Below are 23,152 nucleotides of genomic sequence, written 5' to 3'. Positions count from 1 at the left end.
CTGAATCCTTCACCACTGATCTGGTACCAACCATCCGAGGTTTCGCCTTCCAGCTCCACTCTCGTGTAGTCTTCCAATCCCCCGATCGTTTCGTGGTCCGTACCGGGGCCGCTACGTACGTTCAAGTAGGATGACTGCACGACACCATGACTGTATTCGGGTTCGGTCAAATATTGTGTTTCTTCGAAAGTACGCTCATCTGTTTCAGCAACCTGAATCTCTTCAGACGCACTCTCCTCGGTTTCATCCAAAGCATCAGGGTCTTCGGAATTGATGTAACTGCCATTCACGTATGTTGGTCCGCTTACATCATTCAATTTTAATTTATACCAACCGTTAATCTCTCCAACGACTTCAACTTGTTCGCCCTGCTCTAATTGAGCCACATCCGTTTCATCTTCACTTGGACCCTCTCGCACATTGACAATGTCACCTTTCACGTATCCCTCTTCGTATTCCGGTTCATTTACCGGGACAATAGCGCTCGCCGAGACATACGCTTCTTCGCTGAACTCTTCTCCATTGATCTTATACCAACCATCGGAGGTTTCACCCTCTACTTCCACCCTCGCGTAATTGTCTAAACTACCGATCAATTCATTTTCCGAACTTGGACCCGTGCGTACGTTCAAGGATGACGATTGCACAACCCCATGACTATAATCGATTTCAGTCAAAGTATGAGTTTCTTCGGAAGCACTTTGATCGGTTTCATCCAAAGCATCAGGGTCTTCGGAACTGATATAACTGCCATTAACGTATGTAGGTCCGCTTACATCATCCAGTTTTAATTTATACCAATCGTCAATCTCTCCGATGATTTCCACTTGTTGGCCCTGATCTAATTCAGCTACTCCGGCTTCATCTGCATTCGGACCTTCTCGAACATTGACAAGGTCTCCATCCACATATCCCTCTTCATATTCCGGTATATCTACCGGGACGATATAACTGCCTAAAATATATGCTTCTTCGCTGAACCTTTCATCATTGATCTTATACCAGCCATTAGAGGTTTCGCCTTCCAGTTCCACCCTTACGTAATCATCCAATTCTCCGATAACCTCGTATTCCTCATTTGAGCCTGAATAGACATTTAGGGAAGGCAACTGGACAATTCCATGAGTTTTGTCGACTTTTTCCAATTCTTCTGAGCTACTAGTTTCTGCCGAGAGGTGTGTGTGATTAAATAGTAAAAATGACATTGAAAAAATTAATACAGACATTGTAAATTTACGTTTCATTTCATATATCCCACCTTTCTTTTATTCAACCATTCATATAATATATCGACTAAAAACTCATTATATTAATACTGCTGATTAAGAACAGAGCCTATATTCACTACTATATGTTACCTTTATAATGAAATACTTGTAAATAGTAAATAAATCTATTAAAAATGACTTCAGGAGACCTGAAGCCAGTTAAATAATAAATCACGGTTCATTCATCTTCAGAAATTATATCAAATGAAATGTTACTTCCCCCTTCAAATTCCTTAAAGTCAGTAGGAATAACTGATTCTATTTTTGATTTAGTAGTACCTGAGGAATTAATAAGTTTCTCAAACTCATTTATTTGGTCTTGCGAGCCTATTGTTTTTACTTCTATCCTTTTTTTAGATATTGGATTAATATGCCCAATTAGATATAACCTTGCTGCTTTTTTCTTTAACTGTTTCAAATAACGCGGCCCCAAGCGTTCACCATTGATAGAAAAATTTTTTTCATATTGTACTCCTTCAGGAATCATGGGTATGGTAATTTCATCAGCGTATCCACTAAGAAATAAATCTTTTACGGGTTTAAACTCAAAATAAAAATTCTCGTTTCTACTTTTGCTATTCGGAAAGTAATACTCTAATACATGTTTTGGAACATCTATTGCATGACCTTCAAATGGAAAAACGTGCATCATAATTTCACCTTTTGTATTAATCTCGTTTACAATGCCTTCATTCTTTTCTTCATTAATGACCATATCAATAGAACCAGTTGGCAAACCTGGAATAGCATTTAAAGCTTTTATGGCATATTCCTTAAACTTGGGATCTACACTCTCTGTACAATCAACGTTAAGTCGCTTTCCAAGATAGGTACCATGACGCCTAACGAACACTCGCTCCTTATTTTTAGGTATATATTCAAGCGATTTGTTCTGCTCGTCTAGAAAGGTCTTCAAATCATCATCAATCACAATAGACCTATTCTTAGTTGCAACGTTTTTTCGTATCTCTTTATTTCTTTTACTTATAAGGTGCTCTATATTATTGACGCCATCTCCAATAATATTCGAAGAGTATGACTTAGCAACCGCAATGACCTTATCCTTTATAACAAAGAAACGATAATCTACACCTCCTTCAAAATATTGTTCGATTATCACTTCTTCCACCCTAAACTCATCTCTTACGTTTAAAATGCATTCTTCTATCTCTTTTCTGGAGGTGATATTCGTAAAAACCCCTTTACCTCCCCCCCTATCAGTTGGTTTTACTACGAGTGGATAGCCAAGTTTTTCGCCATAATTGCACATTTCATCTATTGAAGACTTACTAAATGTAAATGTTTTACTTTTAGGTACCGGAACGTCATTTTTTTGCATATATTCATACGCTGTACTTTTATTTTCCGCTATAGAAATAGTCTCGTCCGATGTTTTTGAACCACGTGCGCAAGTAAATAAATATTCGTTTTCCCCATCAGAAAGGGAATATTGATATGCAAGTGGCGGTACGCTTCCCCTTTTATTGTTATGAAATTTTAATTTAAGCCCTCTACGCCATCCCTCTAAGGCAACTGTATAAAAAGATGTTTGGTATGTAACAACATCTTTTGGCAATGAATGTTTCAAATGTTCTAAATGGTTATTTCTGCTCACTTTTACTACTCCATTCATTATAAAATCTGTTTCTGTAACACATTAAGTGCTAAAATTCGACACTCATTATACCATGATTGCATATTATCAAGAAGACCCCTGTAATATAGTTTTATAAAATAAATGTAAGTGTTATGCTAATCAACGTGCATGGGTATGTCGATATAATATACTAAAAATGGTTTCGACTTAAACGATTTTATATGGGGTTGATTATGTTTGGAAAGTATTGAAGCAGTACATAATGATTTAACTGTATATGAAGAGCTAGGAGCAAAAACCAATTCAACACAATTTCAAAATTGGTTTAATGCCGGCTTGTTAAACGAGGTAGACGAAGCTTTTGTTACCGAAACACAGGAATATTGGGAGGATCATTACGGTAAAACGATTAATCCTTCTCTACATTTGGCTTTTATGAATTATACCGGAAAAAGAGACGCTAGGGTCATACCCGGAAGAATAATGAGAAGAGAAATTCTTCCTGTATTAAATGATTACAATATGTCGACCTTTTATGGGGACAAAAACCTCTATGATATTTTTATAAGTGCCCCCAGGACAGCTGAAACTATATTAAAGAATATAAATGGAACTTATTTTGATGCAAATAATAATTGTATTGATATAGAACATGCTTCAAAAATATTATCAAATAACCATACAGATTTGATTATAAAACCTAGCCAATCGAACAATGGTGAGGGAATCAGAAAACTCAACGTTAAAGATGGAAAAATCTATCTTGATGCAAAAATTGTTACCATCCATCATTTGGAGGAAATATACAAACAGAACTTCACGGTTCAGAAAGCAATACAACAACATCCAACAATGGCTGCTCCTCATCCGGCTTCTGTGAATACACTTAGAATGGTTACGTTCAGATGGAAAGATGAAATAAGATATTTGTTTACCTTCGCTAGGTTTGGAAAAGATAACGATATAAAAGATAATGCTACCGCTGGTGGTATACGCCTTGGAGTAATGGATACAGGTGAATTTTTCAATGTTGCAATAAGTGATGATGGTCAAACACATACACACCACCCCACGACTGGCTATTGCTTTGCTGATCTTGAACCCATCCCTAATTACGATGAATTCAAACAGTTTGCCAAGGACTGCCATAAAAATATACTACACCAAAATTTTATTTCCTGGGATATTGTCGTGGATTTCGATGGAAAACCCCTCTTTTTGGAAGCTAACTTTGTAGGAACACAGACGTATTATCAATTGGCCGCTCAGAAACCTATGTTTGGAGATTTGACAGAAGAAGTGTTGCAATATGTAAGTAATGAGCTTAAAACGACTAAGCCGATATTAATAAAAAAGGATAGAGAGAAGCTCGAACAAAAAAAATTAAGGAAGCAGGAGAGGCAAAAACAGGAATTAAAACAAATGCAGAAACAAAATGTTGATTTAAAAAAACAAAACCGGAAACTTCAAGCCTCACTGGAAAAGAAAAATAATAAACTTATGACCAAAAATGAGGAACTTAAAGATACAAAGGAAAAATATAACTATATAGTGCATAGCAAAAGTTGGCGTTTCACTCAACTTTTTCGCTCTTTACTCAAATCGATTAAAAAATAAATTAACCCCTACAAAGAGCTAAATGATAATCTGATGTCTTAATTCTAAACATCCTATTATAAATGACTCCGGACCAGACGAGACCGGAGTCATTTCGATTAAATTTGGTATTCAGCCGCACTCCTTTAAAATGCTAATGATGGTTTGTGGAAGACTGCTTCAGTAAATGCATTAAATTCCTTTCCATGTAAAAGATCGTCAATAATTCGCGCCTCGGCTTTTCGATATGCTTCACCCAATATGCGATCATACGTATCATTAAATGTATGGAATCGACCAGGACGAGGTGTTATTTCACCAAAGTATAACCCTCTCTCTCCCTTAAGCATATCTAACCGTACGAATGGTGAAGGAATTTCAAGACTAGCATCAGCAACCATCTGAAGTTCTTCTCTTGAAAAACCTGACCCTCTATAAAATTGATCCTCAAATCTACCCGTTTGTACTAAATTCATATCAGTATCCCAGTAACATACTTTCCTTTCATCGAGCTGATTAGATTCAAAAATTAGAACCACTTCACCATAAAAGCAATAAAACTTCAAATTAGGAGGGGGAGTATACATACCATCAGGACTATTAATCAACTCTTCAATCATCCATTGGTCTTTTGGCAAATAAGGCCTAGCTCTGTTTCTATCACTTTTTAATTCAGAATTAAAATTATTTACAAGTTCTTCCCAACTGTTTAGCCAAGTACCTTCTCGCGCGGAAAATATGGTATTTGTATCATATACAAGGTAAACTCCCATTGATCCTGTTGAGTGAACAGGTTTTACGACAACTGGTCCACTTTGGGGTTCAATATCTGAAAAACTGTATATTTTATTATTAGTCGAAGGGCGTGGAAGCTTTATATTATCAGCAAATTCATATCCACGATTCTTTTTGTCTAACAACCAAGAATATCCCCGGAAACCAAAGCGACGAAGTTGCGATTGTTCAACCATGATATCCCTGAATGATACTGATTTTTCGACGTTAAGCTTTCTTCTTTCAAATCCTTTTAAAAATGCATGGCTAAGGTAATCACGTTTTACAACACGACTCAGTTTATTATAATGTTCATCGTTTTGTTCGGTACGTGCTTTCATTTTTTTACTGGTTAAAAGATAGTCGTAGTATTCTCTGAATTTTTGATCAAGTTCTTGATGAACCTCGCCGAGTTTAGTAATTTGGTTATCTATAGCATTGTCACTTGTTATATCAATTGTGTTTAAGGGGCGAGAACCAAAAAGATAATCTTTCACATCATTTTCTAATGATATATTCGTGTTTGTAGTAATGGCGTTTTCATTAACAGGTACAGGTTTTAAATAATAACAGTTGTCTTTTTGCAATAGATGATAATAAACATTTCTCGATTGATCTTCTAAGGCTTGTTTAACTAGGTCAATCTCTGACTTATTGACGGGCCTTACATTAAATTCCGTTCGCTTATTATCGGTAACAATTGGATATAATTCTGTTTCGAAGGTCCATTGCCCGTTTTGTTCAGTAATGTGCAACTTAACCATCAAACTGTACGGTAGCGCTTGTTTAGTAGTATATCGCCCCGGGGTGTTAAAAACATAATTACCAATCGAATAAACGATCGTTCCTCCCTCTAATTTTTCAACCGTATCAGCCATATGAGTTCCATGTGCCAATATTAAATTAGCTCCCATATTAATCAGATCATGGCATCTTTCCCGAATACCGGTGTGGTTTGATGCCCATTTATAGTCCTGTCCCTGCCAATGTGGACAGACTATAATAAACGCTTCCGAATCTTCAGACCTAATTTTTTCGATTTGGCGTTGCATTCTTTTTGGATTCATTGAGTTGACTCCAGGTTCTTCTTTTTGAGCCAAAAATCCGTAATCCACTCTATATCTTTTGGAAGCTCTCATTCCCGTAAGAATATAAACATTCTTTTTATGGTTTCCGCTCTGAAACGGGACCTTAAAAGGGGCAGCTGCTTCTTTTCTATTCCCTCCTGCTCCGAAGCATTTGATTCCTTTATCTTCCAATCTTTTCTTGGTATCCAGCATTAGCTCTGATCCAAAATCCATGGTGTGATTGTTAGCAAGGCTCACTGCGCTAACACCTAAATCTTTTAACACAGGGAGCAGAGTGTCCGGTTGATCCCAATTTGGATATTCCTTTCCTTCCAAAGGGGTTCCAGGCTCTTTCGCCAATACAGTTTCCAAGTTTAGAATTAACTGGTCTGTTCCTTTCAGTATTGGTAAGGTCTTTTTAAAAAATGAAAAAGGTTCTTCTTCAACACGCTGAAGAATGTTCTCACGTCCTTGTTTTCTTACATAGTATTCTCCGAGACTTGTATCTCCCGCAAAGGTGAGTGTCAATGTTTGTGCCATGGTCCTTCAATCTCTCCTTAGTATACTTATCATCTATGAAGTAAGCCTGGATCTTGAAGTAACAAATCGAAAGGCCTAGTTAAAAATTCATGTTTTTATAACTACCAATATTGTAGCAGACTACACAAATAAGTGCTATAATGAACTATCTAATCTGGATTGTATTGCTAACTAATCAGCAAACAAACGAAAGGCTGATGAAATTGAATCATACATTACAACAAATATACTATGCGGCGATCAACAAAAATAAATCTCTCGGAGAAATTACTGACGAAATCGATACAAGCTTTAGAACGGAAGATGGCGAGATCGTCGTTTTTATATCTGTAGCTAATGCATACTCCCGTGCTCTTGTCGGTATGGGAAAAAATTCAGACTCAAAAGTTGCACTTGAATATGCTTATAAACAATATAAATCAAATAAGCCTGCCAACTTTAAGCCCATCTCTGTAAAAATAGATGTCGTCACGGATATGCGACCTGCCAAGTCATCGCAGAAGAAGGTTAATCTTGAAAAAGACACTGTTCTTTATAAACGTGGTGAAGATGGGATTTCGATTGGTCCAAATTTTGATGCAGCCTTTCTTCCCGAAGAAGTTGAAGCCTACAGGATGATTGTTGATCAAAAAATAAAACCTGAAAACATTTTTAATGCTTATGAGAAACATTCCTTGTTGTCCAAAAACTCGTTAGTAAAAAGGTTGCTAACGTCCCAATCACTGGAGTTATATAAATTCCAAACACAATCTTATTATATCGATGAAGAAGGTTTTACCCCTCTTTACCGCGGTCATCGTATGTATTCTGATTTATCAAAGCAAGACCTTAGGAATGCCGTAGCGTTAACCAAAAACAATTATTTTAAAAATGTCGTCAATACCAAAGGCAAATTCATCTATTCCTACCTCCCACAGGAGAATAGAAACCGGGGAGGGTATAACATCCTACGTCATGCCGGAACAACTTACTCAATGTTAGAGACGTATGAGCTAATGCCAGATGAACACCTGTTAAATGCCTCGAAACGAGCGATTAATTATCTCTTGAAAAAAGCAAAGGAACTGGAAATAAACGGACAGAAAGTACAGGTTATTATCGAAAAAGATCAGGCCAAGCTTGGCGGCAATGCACTTGCTGTCGTAGCCCTTGCCAAATATACACAGGTAACAAAGGACAAGCAATATCTGCCTATAATGCAAAGTATGGCAACATGGATGAGGGAATTACAAGATGATAATGGCCGTTTTGCTTTTCATAAACAAAAATATTCAACGGGGGAAGCCACAGACTTTGTGTCCCACTATTATCCCGGAGAAGCGATATTGGCACTGGTACGCCTTTATCAAATCGACGGCAATGAACAATGGCTAGATGTGGCCGAGAATGAAGCAAACTTTTTAATCACCATTCGAGATAAAGAAGCAACGAGCGAAACCATTGCCCATGATCATTGGCTTCTTTATGGTTTAAATGAACTCTACAGGGAACGCCCTAAAGATATATATATCAACCATGCTTTTTTTATTTCACGAGCGATTATGCAGACACAAATTTTAGAGGATAATGGGGAACCTGAATGGAAAGGCGCCTTTGATACTCACCGTAAACCTTTATCGACCCCTGTGGCATGTCGTAGTGAAGGACTAAGTGCCGCTTATAAACTAGCTGTAGATCACGGATACGATGAGGAAGCAAAACAAATTAAACAAGCTCTTCATGAGAGCATTAAATTTCAGTTGCAAATGCAACTCAGGCCGGAAACAACAATGTATTTGGAAAACAAAAAGCTTTGCCTTGGTGCCGTACATCATGGCTTAACAAATTATGAACTGCGAAATGACTACACTCAACACAACATCTCCAGCTTTATTGCTTACCACAATATTTTAAGCCAAGACTCCAAATAAATTCCGAGAAACCAAGCACAAAGGGACCCACAATGAGAGTGGGTCCCTTTCTTTTGCAATGTATTAATATACTTGTTCTTAACAATTAAATCTTGAAATGCTTGATGAAAGCCTCAAACTTCTTCCCACGAAGAAGGTCTCTGGTCAAGCGAGCTTCTGCTTCTTTGTAGGCCTGGCCAAGCTTCCGATCGTATTTTTTATTAAATCTATGAAATCCGCCCGGTCTGGGTGTGGCTTCTCCAAATACCAAACCGTCATGACCTTTCAGCATGTCAAATCTCACAAAAGGGCTTGGAATTTCTAAGCTGGCTTTTTTCGTAATTTCTGCATCTTCTTGGGAAAATCCGACCCCTGGCCGCGCTTTCTCATCATGCCAGCCCGTTTTTATGAAATTTCCATCTGCGTCCCAAGTACTGAATTGAGAAGAATCCTGACGATTTGCTTCCAAAACAAATAATAATTCTCCATAGAAACAATAAAATTTATAGTCCAGTGGCGGTTCAGTGCTACCAGGAGACTTCAAGATAAGCTCTTCCACAAACCACTCATCTTTTACTAATTGCTTGCTGGGTTGCCCTTGCTTAACGGCATTGAGATCATCCTTCATTTCGGCTTCTATTTCGTCCCAATTCGATAAATACTTTCCTTCGAAAGCGGAAAATATTACATTATTATTGAAGATCAAATATACACCTTTGGAACCCGTGGATTGCACGGGTTTAACTACAACTGGCCCTTCTATTCCCTTTAGCTCATCAAAACGGTAAACTTTATGGTCTGATTTAGGCGTACGTAAGCCAATGCTATCTGCGAAGATTTGTGCTTTTGTTTTGCGGTCAATATTCCAGGCATAATCTCGATAACCAAGTTTTCTCATCGCTGACTTTTCGACCATAATGTCTTGAAAAGACAATGAATTAGTGACAGGGATCTTTTGACGTTCAAATTTTTTTAGGAATTTATGACTCATATGTCGTTTTTCAACAATATCAGCCAGTAATTCCAACTTCGCTTTATCTTGGTAGACTGACTTATTTTGATTAAACTTTTGATAGTATTGGAATAAATAGTCATCAATTTCATTTTGAGTTTGTTCAAGTTGACGGACTTCTTCTTTAAAAGCCTCTAAGTCTTGGTCATTAGTTTGCTGAATATCAAAGTAATATCGGTCTCCGTCTTTTTTTAAAATATCTTCTTTAGTTCCCAGGTGTTGCTTATCATTTAATGTTTCGAACAGCTCCACAGACTCGTCATAAGTAGTAAAACGGACTCGGAAGTCTGTTTTTTTATTATCGGTGACGATAGGGTAAAAAGCAGGGCGAATATCCCAGCCGGTTTCTGATTCTGAAATCATAAGATTAACGATGAAGCTATAAGGAGGCGCCTGCATTTTTTTGTAACGCCCCGGAGAATTAAACACAAAATTCCCGATAGAGTATGCAATAATCCCCGACTTGTATTTTTCAATATGGTTTGCCATGTGTGTTCCATGAGCTATGACAAAGTCCGCTCCTGCTTCAACGAATGTCCGAGAGCGAGATTCCTCAGTTTCATTCACCCATTTATAATCTTTTCCTTGCCAATGAGGAGAGACGATAACAATTGCGTCAGGGTCTTTTTCTTTTATAGATGAAATTTTACGAACCAATCGATCCTCATTTAAAGAATTAACGCCAGCCTCTTCTCGTTTGGCAAAGAAATTATAATCTTCTGTGTAACGACGAGAAGCTTTCATACCAGTTAGTACATAGACATTCTTTGTTTGGGACTTCCCCTGTACTTCTATTTTTGCAGGCGTAATCGCTTCATTGTGGGACTGACCAGCGCCAAAGTAGGTGATGTCCGCACTTTTCAGTTCATTTATCGTGTCTATTAATGTTGTTTCACCATAATCCATTGTGTGATTGTTAGCTAGACTTACAGCATTAACATTTAATTTCTGCAGGATATCAATGGTTCGTTTAGGAGAATCCCAGTTAGGATATTGTTTTCCTTCCAAGAAACCGGAAGGATTCTCAGCTAAAACAGTCTCTAAGTTTAAAATAAAATAGTCGCTTTGTTTAACGAAAGGTGCTACTTCTTTAAAAAAAGAGAATGGATCCTTATCTAATCTTTCTTTCTCTTTCTTTCGATTCGGTTTACTTAAATATCCTTCACCCAAGCTAGTATCTCCAGCAAACGTTATTGTGTATGGCTTACTCATATTCCAGCACCTCTTCATCAGGATAGATGAGGACAAATATATATTTTGTCATGGATGAATTGCGAATTCTTTTGTCGGGTTGTTTCTTCAAGGATACTCTAATTGCAATACGGAACTTAAGATCGTTTAGTCATACTGCTTATATTTCTCAACGGTCTCGTGTATCGCCACACACGACTATTTCGAAGCGCCATATATTCTTGTTGTAAGCTTTCTTTTTCTTCTTCAAGGGCTTTCAGTTTCTGCTTAGTTGCTTTTTTCTCTTGATCAAGCGCACTTCTTTCCCGGGCAATTTTCTTTTTATCGTTCTTTTCCTTTTGTAGTTGTTTTTCAAGCTCTTTTAAGCGCTTTTTTGATGATGACTCTTTTTTTATTTCAAAACCCATTTTCACAGGTTTTTCCCACTCTTTTGCTTTCACTTTCTCTACCTGTGCCTTCTCCGGTCCTTGGGCGCAAATATCTTTGAACGCGCGAACATCACTTTCATTTGAGCCTGCTACGACAACAACAACTTTTCCGTCTTTCTTGTTTTTTGTGTAGCCATGTAATTGATGCTGTAACGCTTGCTTTCTGATCCATTTTCGATAGCCAACACCTTGTACGCGGCCAGACACTATATACCTTTGGGTATATAGCCTCCCTAAAGGGGGCGAGGTAACCTCCACCATGTCGGTTGACCTGCTCTTCAGCGGCTCCAATACACTGTCAAAATCAAAATAAAGGTTTGTTTTCTCCATATCTATGGTTTCCGGGAAGTAATAATCAATGATTGGAGCTGTAACATCACGAGCACTTCCTTTAACCGGAAACAAATGAAGACCCAGCATAGGCTTTGTATTAACCTCAATGATAGTACCTGAATCATTTTCTTCATCAACAATCATGTCTAATCCGCATAAATCCAGACCAGGAATGCTTTTATAGGATTTTGTAGCAAGATCTTTCATTTGAGATGTTACCCTGTTTGTAACATCGTTCGGATCTCCGCCCATAGACACACTACTTTTGTTTCTTAAAAAAATACGATGCCCTGATTCTGGAATGCTATTTAGTGTATAATTTTTAGATTGTATGGTATTGAGTAATTCCTTATCAATCTCAATAGCACTCTTAAATAAATTGGGATTTCCTCGTTTTTCCTTATTTTTTTTATCGATTAGCTCGCCAATAGAGCTGATACCATCTCCAACAATATGTGCTGGCGTTCGATTAACAGCACCTATGATTTCATGTCCGACTATAAAGATTCGAAATTCCTCTCCAGTTACATGTTTTTCTACAATTACATCTCGGTAATTGAGTTCTTGGCGTACATGTATTAAAGCCTTTCTCATATCTTCTGCATCACGGATATCAGCAAAAACACCCTTCCCGCCATTTTCACTGATCGGTTTCAGTACAACAGGATCCCCAAGTGTTTGGGTATAATCCACAATTTCCTCATCGGCAGCATCCTCCGTAAATCTTCTTCCTTCCGGGACGGGGATACCGGCTTTTGAGAGATATTGCTTCGTGAGATCCTTATCATCACAAACGTCATACGCCTCTTGGGTCAATAGATCTCCACGGGATGACTCGAATTTGTGCTCTCTCCCTTGGTAACTCAAGGAATATCTGATGCGCGATTTATTTTCTTCCGGATCTTCAACTCGGTAAAATTTAACCGCTATACCCCGTCGCCAGGCCTCTAATGCAATCGTGTACATACTGAGTTTTTTCCCATATGCTGATTTTGGGATGGCATCTTCCAGATGGGGTAACCATTCGTGCTCATTGGTCATTATAAAGACACCTCCAAGCGTTGAAAAGCTTGTACATCGACATTTAATCTTATTGTTAATAAGTGTTACCAATGTGTCATCGTTTTATAATGCGCTTCAATAAATCTTTTGAATAACGAATAGGGTAAGTTATGCGCCAGGATGTGCTATTGAGGATTTTATTATATTCCTTCGATACACGGTGATATTCCTTTTTCGATATTTTTGGCTGTTTGCTCGCACCATTCTTCTTCAGTTGAAAGTCCACTCTAAGCGGTTGATCTTCCCAATCATATTCATCGATTTCCTGAACAGCTGCATTCTCCCTGCCTTCGAACAATAATGTCTTAAATCGGTCAACAACACTCTCTTTTTTCCCGGCTACAACAACTTCCAAATCTCCGTTGTCCAGGGGCTTTGCATAGCCATGCAAATCTCGTTTCAAGGCCTGCCGTTTTACCCACTTTCTGAACCACATACCTTGTACATTTCCGGTAACAATATATTTTTTCCCGTATAACTCACCTGTGGGGGGCATAGGCAATTCAACCGAGGTGGCCGCTCGGTTATTTAACGGCTCGATGATCTTATTAAAATTGAAAAATAAATTTGTGCGCTCTATATCTTTCGTTTCCGGAAAATAATAGTCTATAATTTCTTTGGCAAAGTCGCGTGGTTCCCCAACCATTGGGAATAAGTGTCCTCCGAACCCGGGTCTTGAGTTCACTTCCAGAATAACCCCCGTATTGTTTTCCAGATCGACAATCATATCGACGCCATAATGCGGCAAATCGGGAATAGCTTTCCCCGCGTCAATCGCGATTTGCTTTAATTCAGGGGTCAGCTGTTCGGTTACGTCAATCGCTTCCCCGCCTCTGGCTAAATTACTTTTCTGCCTAATATACAAAAACTCGCCGTCTTTGAGGACAGAATCCAGTGTATATCCGGCTCGATCGATAAAATCAAGAATTTCATCATCAATGTTAATCAAGCGGCTCGTGGTATGGGGGTTCTTTTTACGTTCTATATTTTTTAGATCAATTAACTCTTTGATCGAATGAACGCCATCTCCAATAACGTTTGCCGGTCTTCTGTTCATAGCACCCAATACCCGGTCTTCTATGACGCACATGCGAAATTCCTTACCTGGCGTGTATTTCTCCAGGAGAACTTCCGTATACGCCAATTCCTGGCGAACATGTACCAAAACATCTTTTAGTCTTTGTTCATCCAAGATATTCGCAAATACACCTTTACCCGCGTTGTCATCCACAGGCTTTACAACGACCGGAAATCCGATGGACTTCGCGTAATCAACAATGTCTTCGTCTTGAATCTCGTCGGTAAACTTTTTCCCTTCGGGTACAGGGACGCCTGCTTTAGAAAGATGTTCCTTGGTAAGGTGCTTATTATTACAAATTTCAAAAGCCTCATCGGAGACCTTGTCCCCCATGGATAAAGAAAAATGGTGCTCCTTCCCGTTATAATTTAATGAATACCTGATCTTTAGATGATCTTCTTCATCATGCACCCGATAAAACTTGAGCGGAATCCCTCTTCTCCAACCCTCCAGGGCAAGCGTATATGTGCTGATACGCTTACCTTGTCCAGCGCTTGGTACAGCATCGATCAAGTGCGGCAGCCATTTATTTTTAATATCTTCCATCCTGCGATCCTCCCATGTAGATGAGCGATTATCATGGTCTTTGTTATTTTCCTAACCATATAATTTTATACTATTCTTTTTGCTTACTCAAGGATATTATTTATTTGGTAATATTTTTGTTATAAAATCTCCGGTTTTCCTAAGGGGTAGCGTTATACGCCAGGATCCGGATTGCTCAATTTTAATATTTTGCCGTTCGATACGGGTTTTTTCCTTCTGAATGGTTTGCATTTGTTCCTGTAGCGCTTGCCACTCGGCTTCCAGGTGATTTAACCCTGCGCTTTCCATATGCCCATCTATATCAAAACCTATTTGAACCGGATCTTCCCAAGTTTCTTCCTGTAAGTGTAAATCATAATAGCGATCTTTTTGCTTCGTAAACACTTGCTTAAATTGGTCAAGTTCTTGCTCATTCGTACCGGCGATCATGACTTCCATATCTTGGCTGCCCAGTTTTTTGACATACCCACTTAAACCGCTTGCCAGCGCTTGTTTTCGCAGCCATTGATGGTAGTTCCTATCCTGAACAACACCTGATAAGGTGTATTTTTTGCCGTGAAGTATATTGGTCGGTGCCGGTGTGACTTCTATCTCGTCAACGGTATAGTTCTGAAATGTCTCATTAATTGTTTTAAAATCAAAATAAACGTTAGAACGTTCAGTTGAAACTTCATTGGTTTCCGGAAAATAATCATCGATAAGTGCTTTTGGAATATCCGCGGCCTGTCCTTCCATAGGAAATAGAAAAGACCCGATCCCCGGTCTTGTATTTAATTCAATGACAAAACCTTTATTGTTTCTCCAATCGACCATCATATCTAATCCGCAATGAGCTAATCCGGGTATTGCTTGACAAGCTTGAATAGCCATATTTTTTAATTCGGGTGTTATATAAGGGGTCACATCGATAGGATCCCCGCCTGATGAGACGTTACTTGTTTTCTTCAAAAAAATTCGCCGATCCTGCTTAGGGATGGTATCCAGCGTTAGACCTGACTCACGCATAGTTGTATATAGTTGCCTATCCAACTTAATGGGGCGGTCATAAAGATGGGGAACGTTTTTTCTTTCTTCATTTTTCATATCGATCAATGCTCGAATCGAGTGCTTGCCGTCTCCGATGACGTTGGCTGGTATTCGATTCACCGCACTTAACAATTGATCGCCAAGAACAAAAATACGGACTTCGTCGCCGGTAATATATTGTTCGACCATGACTTCTTCGAAGTGAAGCTCGTTTCGAACGTAGGAAAGTCCCTCTTTTAAGACTTTGCTGCTCTGGATATTAACGATGACCCCTTTTCCCCCGCTGCCATTGGTCGGTTTAAGCACAAGGGGAAACCCTGCTTCTTCGGCATATGGGATAATTTCTTCCTCTTTAGTTTCTGCATCGAACCGTTTACCTTTCGGAACACGAACCCCGGCATTGACAAGGTATTCATACGTTAAGCCTTTGTCATCACAAATATTCACAGCTTCATCCGTGATTTTATCGCCTTTGGAACCTGCAAAATGATGTTCTTTTTCCCCGTTACCAAGGGAATAGTTCAGTTGCCACTTATCTTCTTCATCACTTTCGGCATAAAATTTCAACGTTAATCCTCTTCGCCAGCCTTCCAGGGCGATCGTATACATGCTTACCTTATTCTTGCATGATTCAATCGGGATGGCATTTGTTAAGTGTGGCAACCAATGCTCGTTGTAATTTTGCACTGTCGGGTTCCTCCCATAGCTACCTGCGCTTTATATAATTTAAGACTTTTCGCAGCGGCAAAGTCAGTTTCCAGGAGCGGCTTTGTTGATACTTTAAATACTGATGCTCAGCCCGGCTTTTTTCTTTTTCCAACTGAATTTTTTCTTGCTTCATCTTGTTCATTTCGTCTGTTATTTTATTAGGATCAGACTGAATGTCAAAACCGATTTTCACCGGTTGTAACCAGTCTTCGGTATTTATGTGTTCCACCTCGGATCCCATCAGTAAAGCCTGAAAACGATCCAGCTGCTCTTGATCTCCTCCGGCTAAAACAACTTCAATATCACCATTATCCAGGTTGTTAATAAAACCATGTAATTGATCAGTGAGCGCTTGGTCCCTCAGCCTACGATGATAATGGATATCTTGTACATCCCCGGATACTGTATATTTTTTGGCATATACTTTCGTCGTATGAACGGGGGACACTTTCGTCATTATGGAAGAGTTGTTTTGTAAAGGTTCCAGTACTCTGTTGAAACCAAAGTAAAAAGTTGATTTCTCTGCTCCCATCCTTTTGGTTTCCGGAAAATAATCATCAATAATTGCCGCGGGAATATCCCGGGCATGGCCTTGCATTGGGTATAAAAGCGAACCTATTTGAGCGGTTGGATTCAATTCGATGATGATAGCAGCGTTCTGGGGAGGTTTATTCTCATCTATAATAAGGTCGACACCGCCATGATATAAAGCAGGGACCGCTTTTACGGCATCAACTGCGGTTTGTTTTATAGCCGGATGCATGTCATCCGTAACATCTACAGGGTCCCCTCCCAGGGAGATATTGCTTTTTTCTCTCAGGAAAACACGCTCCCCTTCTTCGGGGATGCTTGCGAGCGTATAACCCTGTTTTTGGATAAAACGTCTTACTTCTTCATCGATTTGAATGGGGCAACTAATCAGGCGTGGGTTATGCTTTCTTTCATCATTTTTACTTGCTATTAATGTTTCAATGGCATTTATACCATCGCCGACAACATTGGCAGGGATTCTTTTTATAGCCCCTGCGACGCGATCGCCGGCAACATAAAAACGGTATTCATCTCCGGGAACATAACGTTCGACAAGGACATCAGCAAAATGAAGCTGGTTTCGTATATACTTGAGCGCTTTCTTCAGTGCTTTTATCGTTTGTATATTCGTCATGACACCTCTGCCGAAGCTTCCATCAATAGGTTTCACTACAACTGGGAAACCAATGGTGGCAGAAACCTCATTGCTGATGTCGTCAATCGAAACATCGGCACTAAAACGGTTCCCTTCCGGTACAGGGACACCGGCTTTGGCAAGCACATCTTTTGTTCGTTCTTTATCCGCCCCAATCGTGACGGCTTCATTACTCACCCTGTCCCCCCGAGTCCGGAAAAAATAATGCGTCCTCTCTTCTGAGCTCAGGGAGAATAACTTGCCGGGGGCGTCCACATGCCACGTCATCATATTTTGAAACGGCTCTGCATCTTTCGTATACCATTTCAACGTCAGCCCTCTCCGCCAACCTTCAAGAGCTACGGCATAAGCACAAAGTTCATGCCCGAGCGCCTCGGAGACGACCTTACCGGATAGATGAGGAAGCCAAACAGCTTGGTCAGACTTCATCACGGTCACCCCTTTCCATGGAGGCTTTAAAGTTCCTAAACGTCTTTCCGTTCAATAGATCGGTGATAAGCCGACCTTGTGCTTCCAGAAAATCATCCCCAAGTTGCCGGTCAGTAGGCTGATCAAACTCATCGTAATTGCCCGGCTTGGCGGCAAACTCTCCGAATACCAAGCCTTTGTCTGTTTTTAAGAAATCGATCCTGATAAAAGGAGCCGGTATTTCGGAACTGATCGTAGCCGCTAACGTCACATCATCATTGGAAAAGCCGTCGCCTTCAAAAAGCTTTCCCTCATACTTGCCTGTATGGATACGCTCTCCATCTACAGTCCACCAACAGTATTTAACCTCCGGAAAGCGTTGAATTTCCAAAATCAGCGCTACCTTCCCGTAAAAGCAATAAAATTTTAGATCACGTGCCGGTTTTAATTGTTCCTTGTTTTCATAGAACACTTCTTCGGCTACCCATTGATCATCTTCGACCCTTTCAGTGGCGAGGTCTTCCTGCATGCTAGCCTCCAGCTCATCCCAATGGTCAAGCATGCTTGATCTTTTCACATCCTGTATATGATTAAATGCAGGGATGATATACACACCGCGTGATCCTGCCCCGTGAACGGGTTTTATGACAATCCCCTCTTTTTGGGGGACAGCTGTGTGCGAAAATGGTTCAGCAGTCACCCATGGCCTTCTGATTCCGAGTGCATCAATAAATGTATACGCGTTGGCTTTATGATCAAGCGCCCATGCCGGTCTAAATGTTTCGAGCTGCCTGATTCTTGATTGCATCGTTAAACATGCACGGAAAGAGGCGATTTGTTGAAGTGATACAGTGTCTTCGCTTCGATCCGATCGGGAGCGAAGCATGATTTCCGGAACCTCTTCTATTTTTAAGCCGGTCAACAATTTTTGATAGACTTTGTGCCTGGCAGCGAGTTTATCATCAGAGAACAGGATAGCCGTTTGCTTTAGAGCAGTGCGGTAATTTTGATCATACATTTGCCTTTTCTTAATCAGATCATCCAAATAATCCAGCATCTCTCCGTCTTCTTTGATCATCTTTAAACGATTGCGCAGTTTATCCGGGTCTGGATCTGGGTCTGGATCGGTGGTGGCATGTTTCTGTGCCATTCTGAGTTGTTTATGAGCCGATTCCAACTGCTCGCGTAACCGCGCGTTATCCTCTTGCAGCTGTTTGGTTTGTTGGCGCTCACTGCTCCGAAAAAGGGATAATAATGCCCTCACTGGCTTGGTTACACGCCAAAAGAAATGGTTGCTGACGGACACATACCTGTGCTTATAACGATTCCGTTTCTTTTCATTGGATTTTTTTTCGTTCGTCACCTTTTCCAATTCAGCTACACGCTGTAACATTTCTTGTAGTAGCTCTTCTTCCTTCTCATATTCAGCTTGTAATTGTCGCTGAACAGAATCGTTTTTTTGCAATGATAAACGCCTCCAACGTGGCCATCATTGTTTCCGCCAAGCCCTCAGTTTCCGTACAGGTTTGGAGCATTTCCACAGAAAGCTTCGTTCAATTGTCGCGCATTTTTGTTCGTAATCTTCTTTTTCCTGGACGATTTCTGCGTTTTCCTGTTTGGCCTTTGCAATTTGTCGATCTATGTCCATTATATCATGAATGAGTTGTTCATTCCGCTCTTGCTGGAGGGTAAGTTCTTCAGTATGATCACTATCCAATATTCTCTTCCCCCCTTGATCTCACATCAATCCAATTTTCTTTTTCCATCTTGATCGATGACCAATCATCTTGTAATTCCTTACGAATCAAGGCGTTAAGGGGATACCATGTGCCGGAATCAGCGAAGTATTCCTGCACATACTTTTTGCATTGTTGCAAGTGATCTATCCCATTCACGACGACGATCACTTTTTCTGCTTCAACATCGGGAATATAACGCTGCCATTCCTGAAGGGCCGGTACGTGCCGTATGATTAACGAGTCACATGAGAGTTTCTCTCCATACACGAGCATCTGTACACTGTCACCATCCAGATAGTCACGCACCTCGAAGTGAACCGTTCGAGCAGGGTCCACATCGTATTGTGACATCTGAATTAAACCGATCCGCAACCCTTTTTTCCTCTGCGCCTCCAGCTCTTCCAGGTTAGATATAGATTCAAGACGGAAATCGGATGCTAGAATGACATCAAAATGTCTGCGTCCCGATATTTTTTCCTCGCGATTCGGCCACATAGGTTCCGGAACAGCAAAAGGGCGCGTTTTTAAGGGAAAAGTATATTTAAGATTCTTTGAGCTTTGATGAAAGTGATCGTGGGCTTCTTCGTACTCTTTTCTCGCCCCCATTTTAAAACCGTGGTACCCAAAGGCTTCATTCCCGGTCAATGAAGTATCGGACTGCCTTTGAAAAGATAGTGGACCCGTGGATAAATATACGATTGATTTTTCACCAAACACTTTTATAATGCGCCGGATAAACTCGGAATCAGCAGCAAACCGAACCGAATCCCAGAATCCAATCGCCTCCATCACAGGCTTGCGCCGAAACATAAATGATGACATATTGCTGAAAATATACGTCCCCGGCTTTCCTCTGCGATAAAAAGTTAGATCACTTGTCGCGCGGGCTTGTTCGGATGTATTCCCGATTATGTTCTTATTTTTAAGTAAATGGTTCACTTGCGTTTCAATTTTCTCCGCATGGGACCAGTCATCCGCATCATTGACGGTGATAAAATCACCGGTAGCTTCTTTGAGTGCCAAGTTACGTGCAACATATGCACCTCCGTTAGATTCCGCTTTAATGAGCCGAACTCTCGAATCATCGGCAGCATATGTTTCCACAATCTGCGCTGTCGAGTCCTTGCTACAATCATCCGTAACCAATACCTCGAGGTTTGTCCATGTTTGTTTCAAAATAGAATCGAGGGACGTGCGGATGACATCTTCGGCGTTATAGACGGGCATAATAACGGTGACGAGCGGGAAGGACTTTGATAAATTTTCGCGTTCTGGTGAACGATCAATACGAATACTGTCATAGGGAGATGACGAAGCGGAAGGTTCTACTTTGATCGTGGACATGCCATTTAATTTTAAGGCTTTGTTTATCCACTTCACTTTTTCTGTACCGGAAGATGCCAAATTTGCTGCGGCAAGGTAAAGATCAGGGTGAAGACCCTCGCCTCTGGTTGATTCAAGCATCGGTGCAAGAACATGCTTGGCTTCTGCTTCTTTCCCTAACCGCTTCAGGCATTCCGAAGCCATAATCCCGGCTTTACGTATGTGAACAGGGTCTTTTTCGTCTTGAACGATCTCGGACAAAAGCTCCAGACTCTGTCTGGCACCCTCATCGGTGAATTGGTTCAAATGCCATAACGAAAGCTCCCAAGCCGCAAGTTTTTTTAAATATGGATCTTCGTTTTGCTGATAGAATCTCTCAAGCTCCTCGAGTCCGCGTTTCGTAAACCCAAGATTATAAAGAAGATGTTTGACGCGCCTTATCTCCCGCTCTTGCGTTTGATACTTTCCCAAAAATAAGAGTTTCTTGATCGTGTCTTTTTGTTTTTGGGTCAGCTTATCGCTAATATAATGCTTTCGATCAGCGGTAAATAGACGATTAAGCAACGATTCCAAAAAGTTGATAACTTTTTGAGCAAGTGCTTTTAACATAAGATTTCAACACCAGTCTTGTTAGTGATCGTAAATGTGTCCAAGCCTCTCCTTGATTCGGACAATGTGTCCGCGTATTGCCGGAAATGTCTCCAAATCTACCCGTGATGTGGACAACTTGCCTGCGTGTTATAGTAAAAGTGTCCGAACGCCACCTCGATTCGGACAATCTACACGCTCTTCCCCGCAATTCTGTCCGATACCCCCGGCACCCATCACTCACTCGCAGTTGTTTCCGTCTGCTTTTGCTTTTCACCTTTGACTTTCTTGCCTACTTTTCCCTTTATCTGCGCTTTGTAGCGGTTCACCGCTTCCTGGGCTTCGCCATCGAATTTGACGGTGCCTTGTTCCATCCAGATAGCCCGGGTGCATACCTTTTCCACAAAGCTCATGCTGTGGGAGACGATGATGACGGCTTTCGCGCTTTCCATCATGTCCTGGATTTTCTCGCTTGCTTTTTGCTGGAAAGCGATGTCGCCGGTGGAGAGGGCTTCATCGATAATAAAAATATCCGGTTGCAACGTCGCGGCGATGCTGAAGCCGAGTCTGGCCCGCATACCGCTGGAATAATATTTGATCGGGCGCTCCATAGCTTTGTTGAGCTCGGAGAAACGGACGATTTCCGGGTATTTCTCATGCAGGTACATCTTCGGCAGGCCCATGAACATGCCGTTGAGATAGACGTTATCAGTGCCCGTGAGTTGATCGTTAAAACCGGTGCCGTAATTGAGAAGCGCTGTCGTTTCCCCTTGCATATCAAACGATCCTCTATCCGGTTTGATAATATTCGTCAGCACTTTGCAGACCGTGCTTTTACCGGCGCCGTTATGGCCGATAATCCCGACGATTTCGCCTTCATTTATGGTGAAGCTCACATCTTGCAGCGCCCAGAACTTATCTTTTTTCATCGGGTAATACAAACCAAGATTCTCGGCTTCAAGCACGGGTCGTTCTTTGATATCCGCTTCCGTCTGCTTCAATTCCAGCTTTCGTCTGCGCTTTTGGCCTTTGTCCGGGATCGTCTCCAGGTATTGCTCCGCGACCTCGTCAGGGTCTCCAATATCCCTCACGACGCCCTTGTCGATCCACATTAAGCGGTCGCAGTTATTGGTGGCAAATTTTATGCTGTGCGTGACGAGGATGACCATCTTGGCTTTGTGCACCAACTCCTGCATTTTCTCCGCCGCTTTGTCGCCGAAAGCCGTGTCCCCGGTATTTAACGCCTCGTCGAGGATGAGGATCTCCGGTTCCAGATGCGCAGCCACGCTGAACCCGAGCCTCGCTTTCATCCCGCTGGAATACGTCTTCATCGGTTGATCCATAAAAGCGCCGAGACCGGCGAAATCCTGAATTTGATCGATGAACGCTGTTACTTTTTTCTTCGTGACGCCGAGCATCATCCCGTTCAAATAGGCATTTTCACGGCCCGTCAATTCTTTGTTAAAGCCCATGCCCATGGAAAAAAGAGCTGTCACTTTCCCATCGACGTGAATACGGCCTTCATCGGGATGCAAAATGCCCGAAATCATTTTGCAGAGCGTCGTTTTCCCTGAACCGTTCGAGCCGATGATTCCTAAAATCTCGCCCTGATAGCCGGTAAAATCAAGATTCCGCAATGGCCAAACCGTTTTACTTTTTTCCGTTTCCGGTTTGTTTTTTGTAAACATATTGAAGATATGGGATTTATAATCCTCTTTATGGCCGGATCGAAACGAAACGCCGAGGTTGTCAGCCTGCATCACGACCTCTCCAGTGCGATCATGCGAATCCTG

14 protein-coding genes are annotated in these 23,152 nt (G+C 40.9%); 2 read left to right on the top strand and 12 right to left on the bottom strand.

The window, feature by feature from the left end; all coding sequences use genetic code 11:
- On the bottom strand, positions 1 to 1,244 hold a 1,244-nt coding region (locus tag BLS58_RS16180; RefSeq protein ID WP_090400058.1), incomplete at its 3' end, for an SH3 domain-containing protein.
- A 202-nt stretch (positions 1,245 to 1,446) separates the two neighbouring features.
- Positions 1,447 to 2,883, bottom strand: a complete 1,437-nt coding sequence (locus BLS58_RS16175; RefSeq protein WP_176764813.1) for an ATP-binding protein — start codon at positions 2,881 to 2,883, stop codon at positions 1,447 to 1,449.
- A gap of 219 nt (positions 2,884 to 3,102) precedes the next feature.
- On the opposite strand from BLS58_RS16175, the gene BLS58_RS16170 reads away from it, so the two are divergent.
- Positions 3,103 to 4,482 carry a sugar-transfer associated ATP-grasp domain-containing protein gene (locus BLS58_RS16170; protein ID WP_090400054.1) on the top strand — a complete coding sequence of 460 codons (1,380 nt, stop codon included), beginning with the start codon at positions 3,103 to 3,105 and terminating at the stop codon, positions 4,480 to 4,482.
- A 125-nt stretch (positions 4,483 to 4,607) separates the two neighbouring features.
- Here BLS58_RS16170 and BLS58_RS16165 read toward each other — a convergent pair whose 3' ends face one another.
- Positions 4,608 to 6,842 (bottom strand): CapA family protein, encoded by a 2,235-nt coding sequence (locus tag BLS58_RS16165; protein WP_090400053.1) that lies wholly within the window; start codon positions 6,840 to 6,842, stop codon positions 4,608 to 4,610.
- 203 nt (positions 6,843 to 7,045) lie between these two features.
- Between BLS58_RS16165 and BLS58_RS16160 the strand changes: the two genes are divergently transcribed.
- On the top strand, positions 7,046 to 8,752 hold the full coding sequence (locus BLS58_RS16160; protein ID WP_176764812.1) for a beta-L-arabinofuranosidase domain-containing protein: 1,707 nt from the start codon (positions 7,046 to 7,048) through the stop codon (positions 8,750 to 8,752).
- An 85-nt stretch (positions 8,753 to 8,837) separates the two neighbouring features.
- Here BLS58_RS16160 and BLS58_RS16155 read toward each other — a convergent pair whose 3' ends face one another.
- The 9 genes from BLS58_RS16155 to BLS58_RS16115 form a co-directional block, all read right to left on the bottom strand.
- Complete coding sequence (locus BLS58_RS16155) at positions 8,838 to 10,955, bottom strand: CapA family protein (RefSeq protein ID WP_176764811.1); 2,118 nt, start codon at positions 10,953 to 10,955, stop codon at positions 8,838 to 8,840.
- Positions 10,956 to 11,071: 116 nt separating this feature from the next.
- Positions 11,072 to 12,736, bottom strand: a complete 1,665-nt coding sequence (locus BLS58_RS16150) for an acylphosphatase (RefSeq protein WP_090400047.1) — start codon at positions 12,734 to 12,736, stop codon at positions 11,072 to 11,074.
- Positions 12,737 to 12,812: 76 nt separating this feature from the next.
- Positions 12,813 to 14,381 (bottom strand): acylphosphatase, encoded by a 1,569-nt coding sequence (locus tag BLS58_RS16145; protein ID WP_090400045.1) that lies wholly within the window; start codon positions 14,379 to 14,381, stop codon positions 12,813 to 12,815.
- Positions 14,382 to 14,477: 96 nt separating this feature from the next.
- Positions 14,478 to 16,094, bottom strand: a complete 1,617-nt coding sequence (locus BLS58_RS16140; protein WP_090400043.1) for an ATP-binding protein — start codon at positions 16,092 to 16,094, stop codon at positions 14,478 to 14,480.
- A 19-nt stretch (positions 16,095 to 16,113) separates the two neighbouring features.
- Entirely contained in the window at positions 16,114 to 17,730 is a 1,617-nt protein-coding gene (locus BLS58_RS16135; RefSeq protein WP_090400041.1) for an acylphosphatase, read from the bottom strand.
- Entirely contained in the window at positions 17,720 to 19,174 is a 1,455-nt protein-coding gene (locus tag BLS58_RS16130; RefSeq protein ID WP_090400040.1) for an ATP-grasp fold amidoligase family protein, read from the bottom strand. Before BLS58_RS16130 ends, BLS58_RS16135 begins: the two co-directional genes overlap by 11 nt.
- A 24-nt stretch (positions 19,175 to 19,198) precedes the next feature.
- Complete coding sequence (locus BLS58_RS16125; protein WP_090400038.1) at positions 19,199 to 19,426, bottom strand: hypothetical protein; 228 nt, start codon at positions 19,424 to 19,426, stop codon at positions 19,199 to 19,201.
- Positions 19,419 to 21,380 (bottom strand): glycosyltransferase family 2 protein, encoded by a 1,962-nt coding sequence (locus tag BLS58_RS16120; protein ID WP_090400036.1) that lies wholly within the window; start codon positions 21,378 to 21,380, stop codon positions 19,419 to 19,421. The genes BLS58_RS16125 and BLS58_RS16120 overlap by 8 nt, the downstream gene beginning before the upstream one ends.
- A 215-nt stretch (positions 21,381 to 21,595) precedes the next feature.
- The coding region (locus BLS58_RS16115) for an ABC transporter ATP-binding protein (protein ID WP_143018944.1) at positions 21,596 to 23,152 on the bottom strand (1,557 nt) is incomplete at its 5' end.

The sequence above is a fragment of the Natribacillus halophilus genome, from assembly GCF_900100185.1.
GTDB lineage: Bacteria > Bacillota > Bacilli > Bacillales > Marinococcaceae > Natribacillus > Natribacillus halophilus.
The sequence above is the reverse complement of the archived record's forward strand: the minus strand, read 5'-3'. Positions and strand labels throughout refer to the sequence as shown.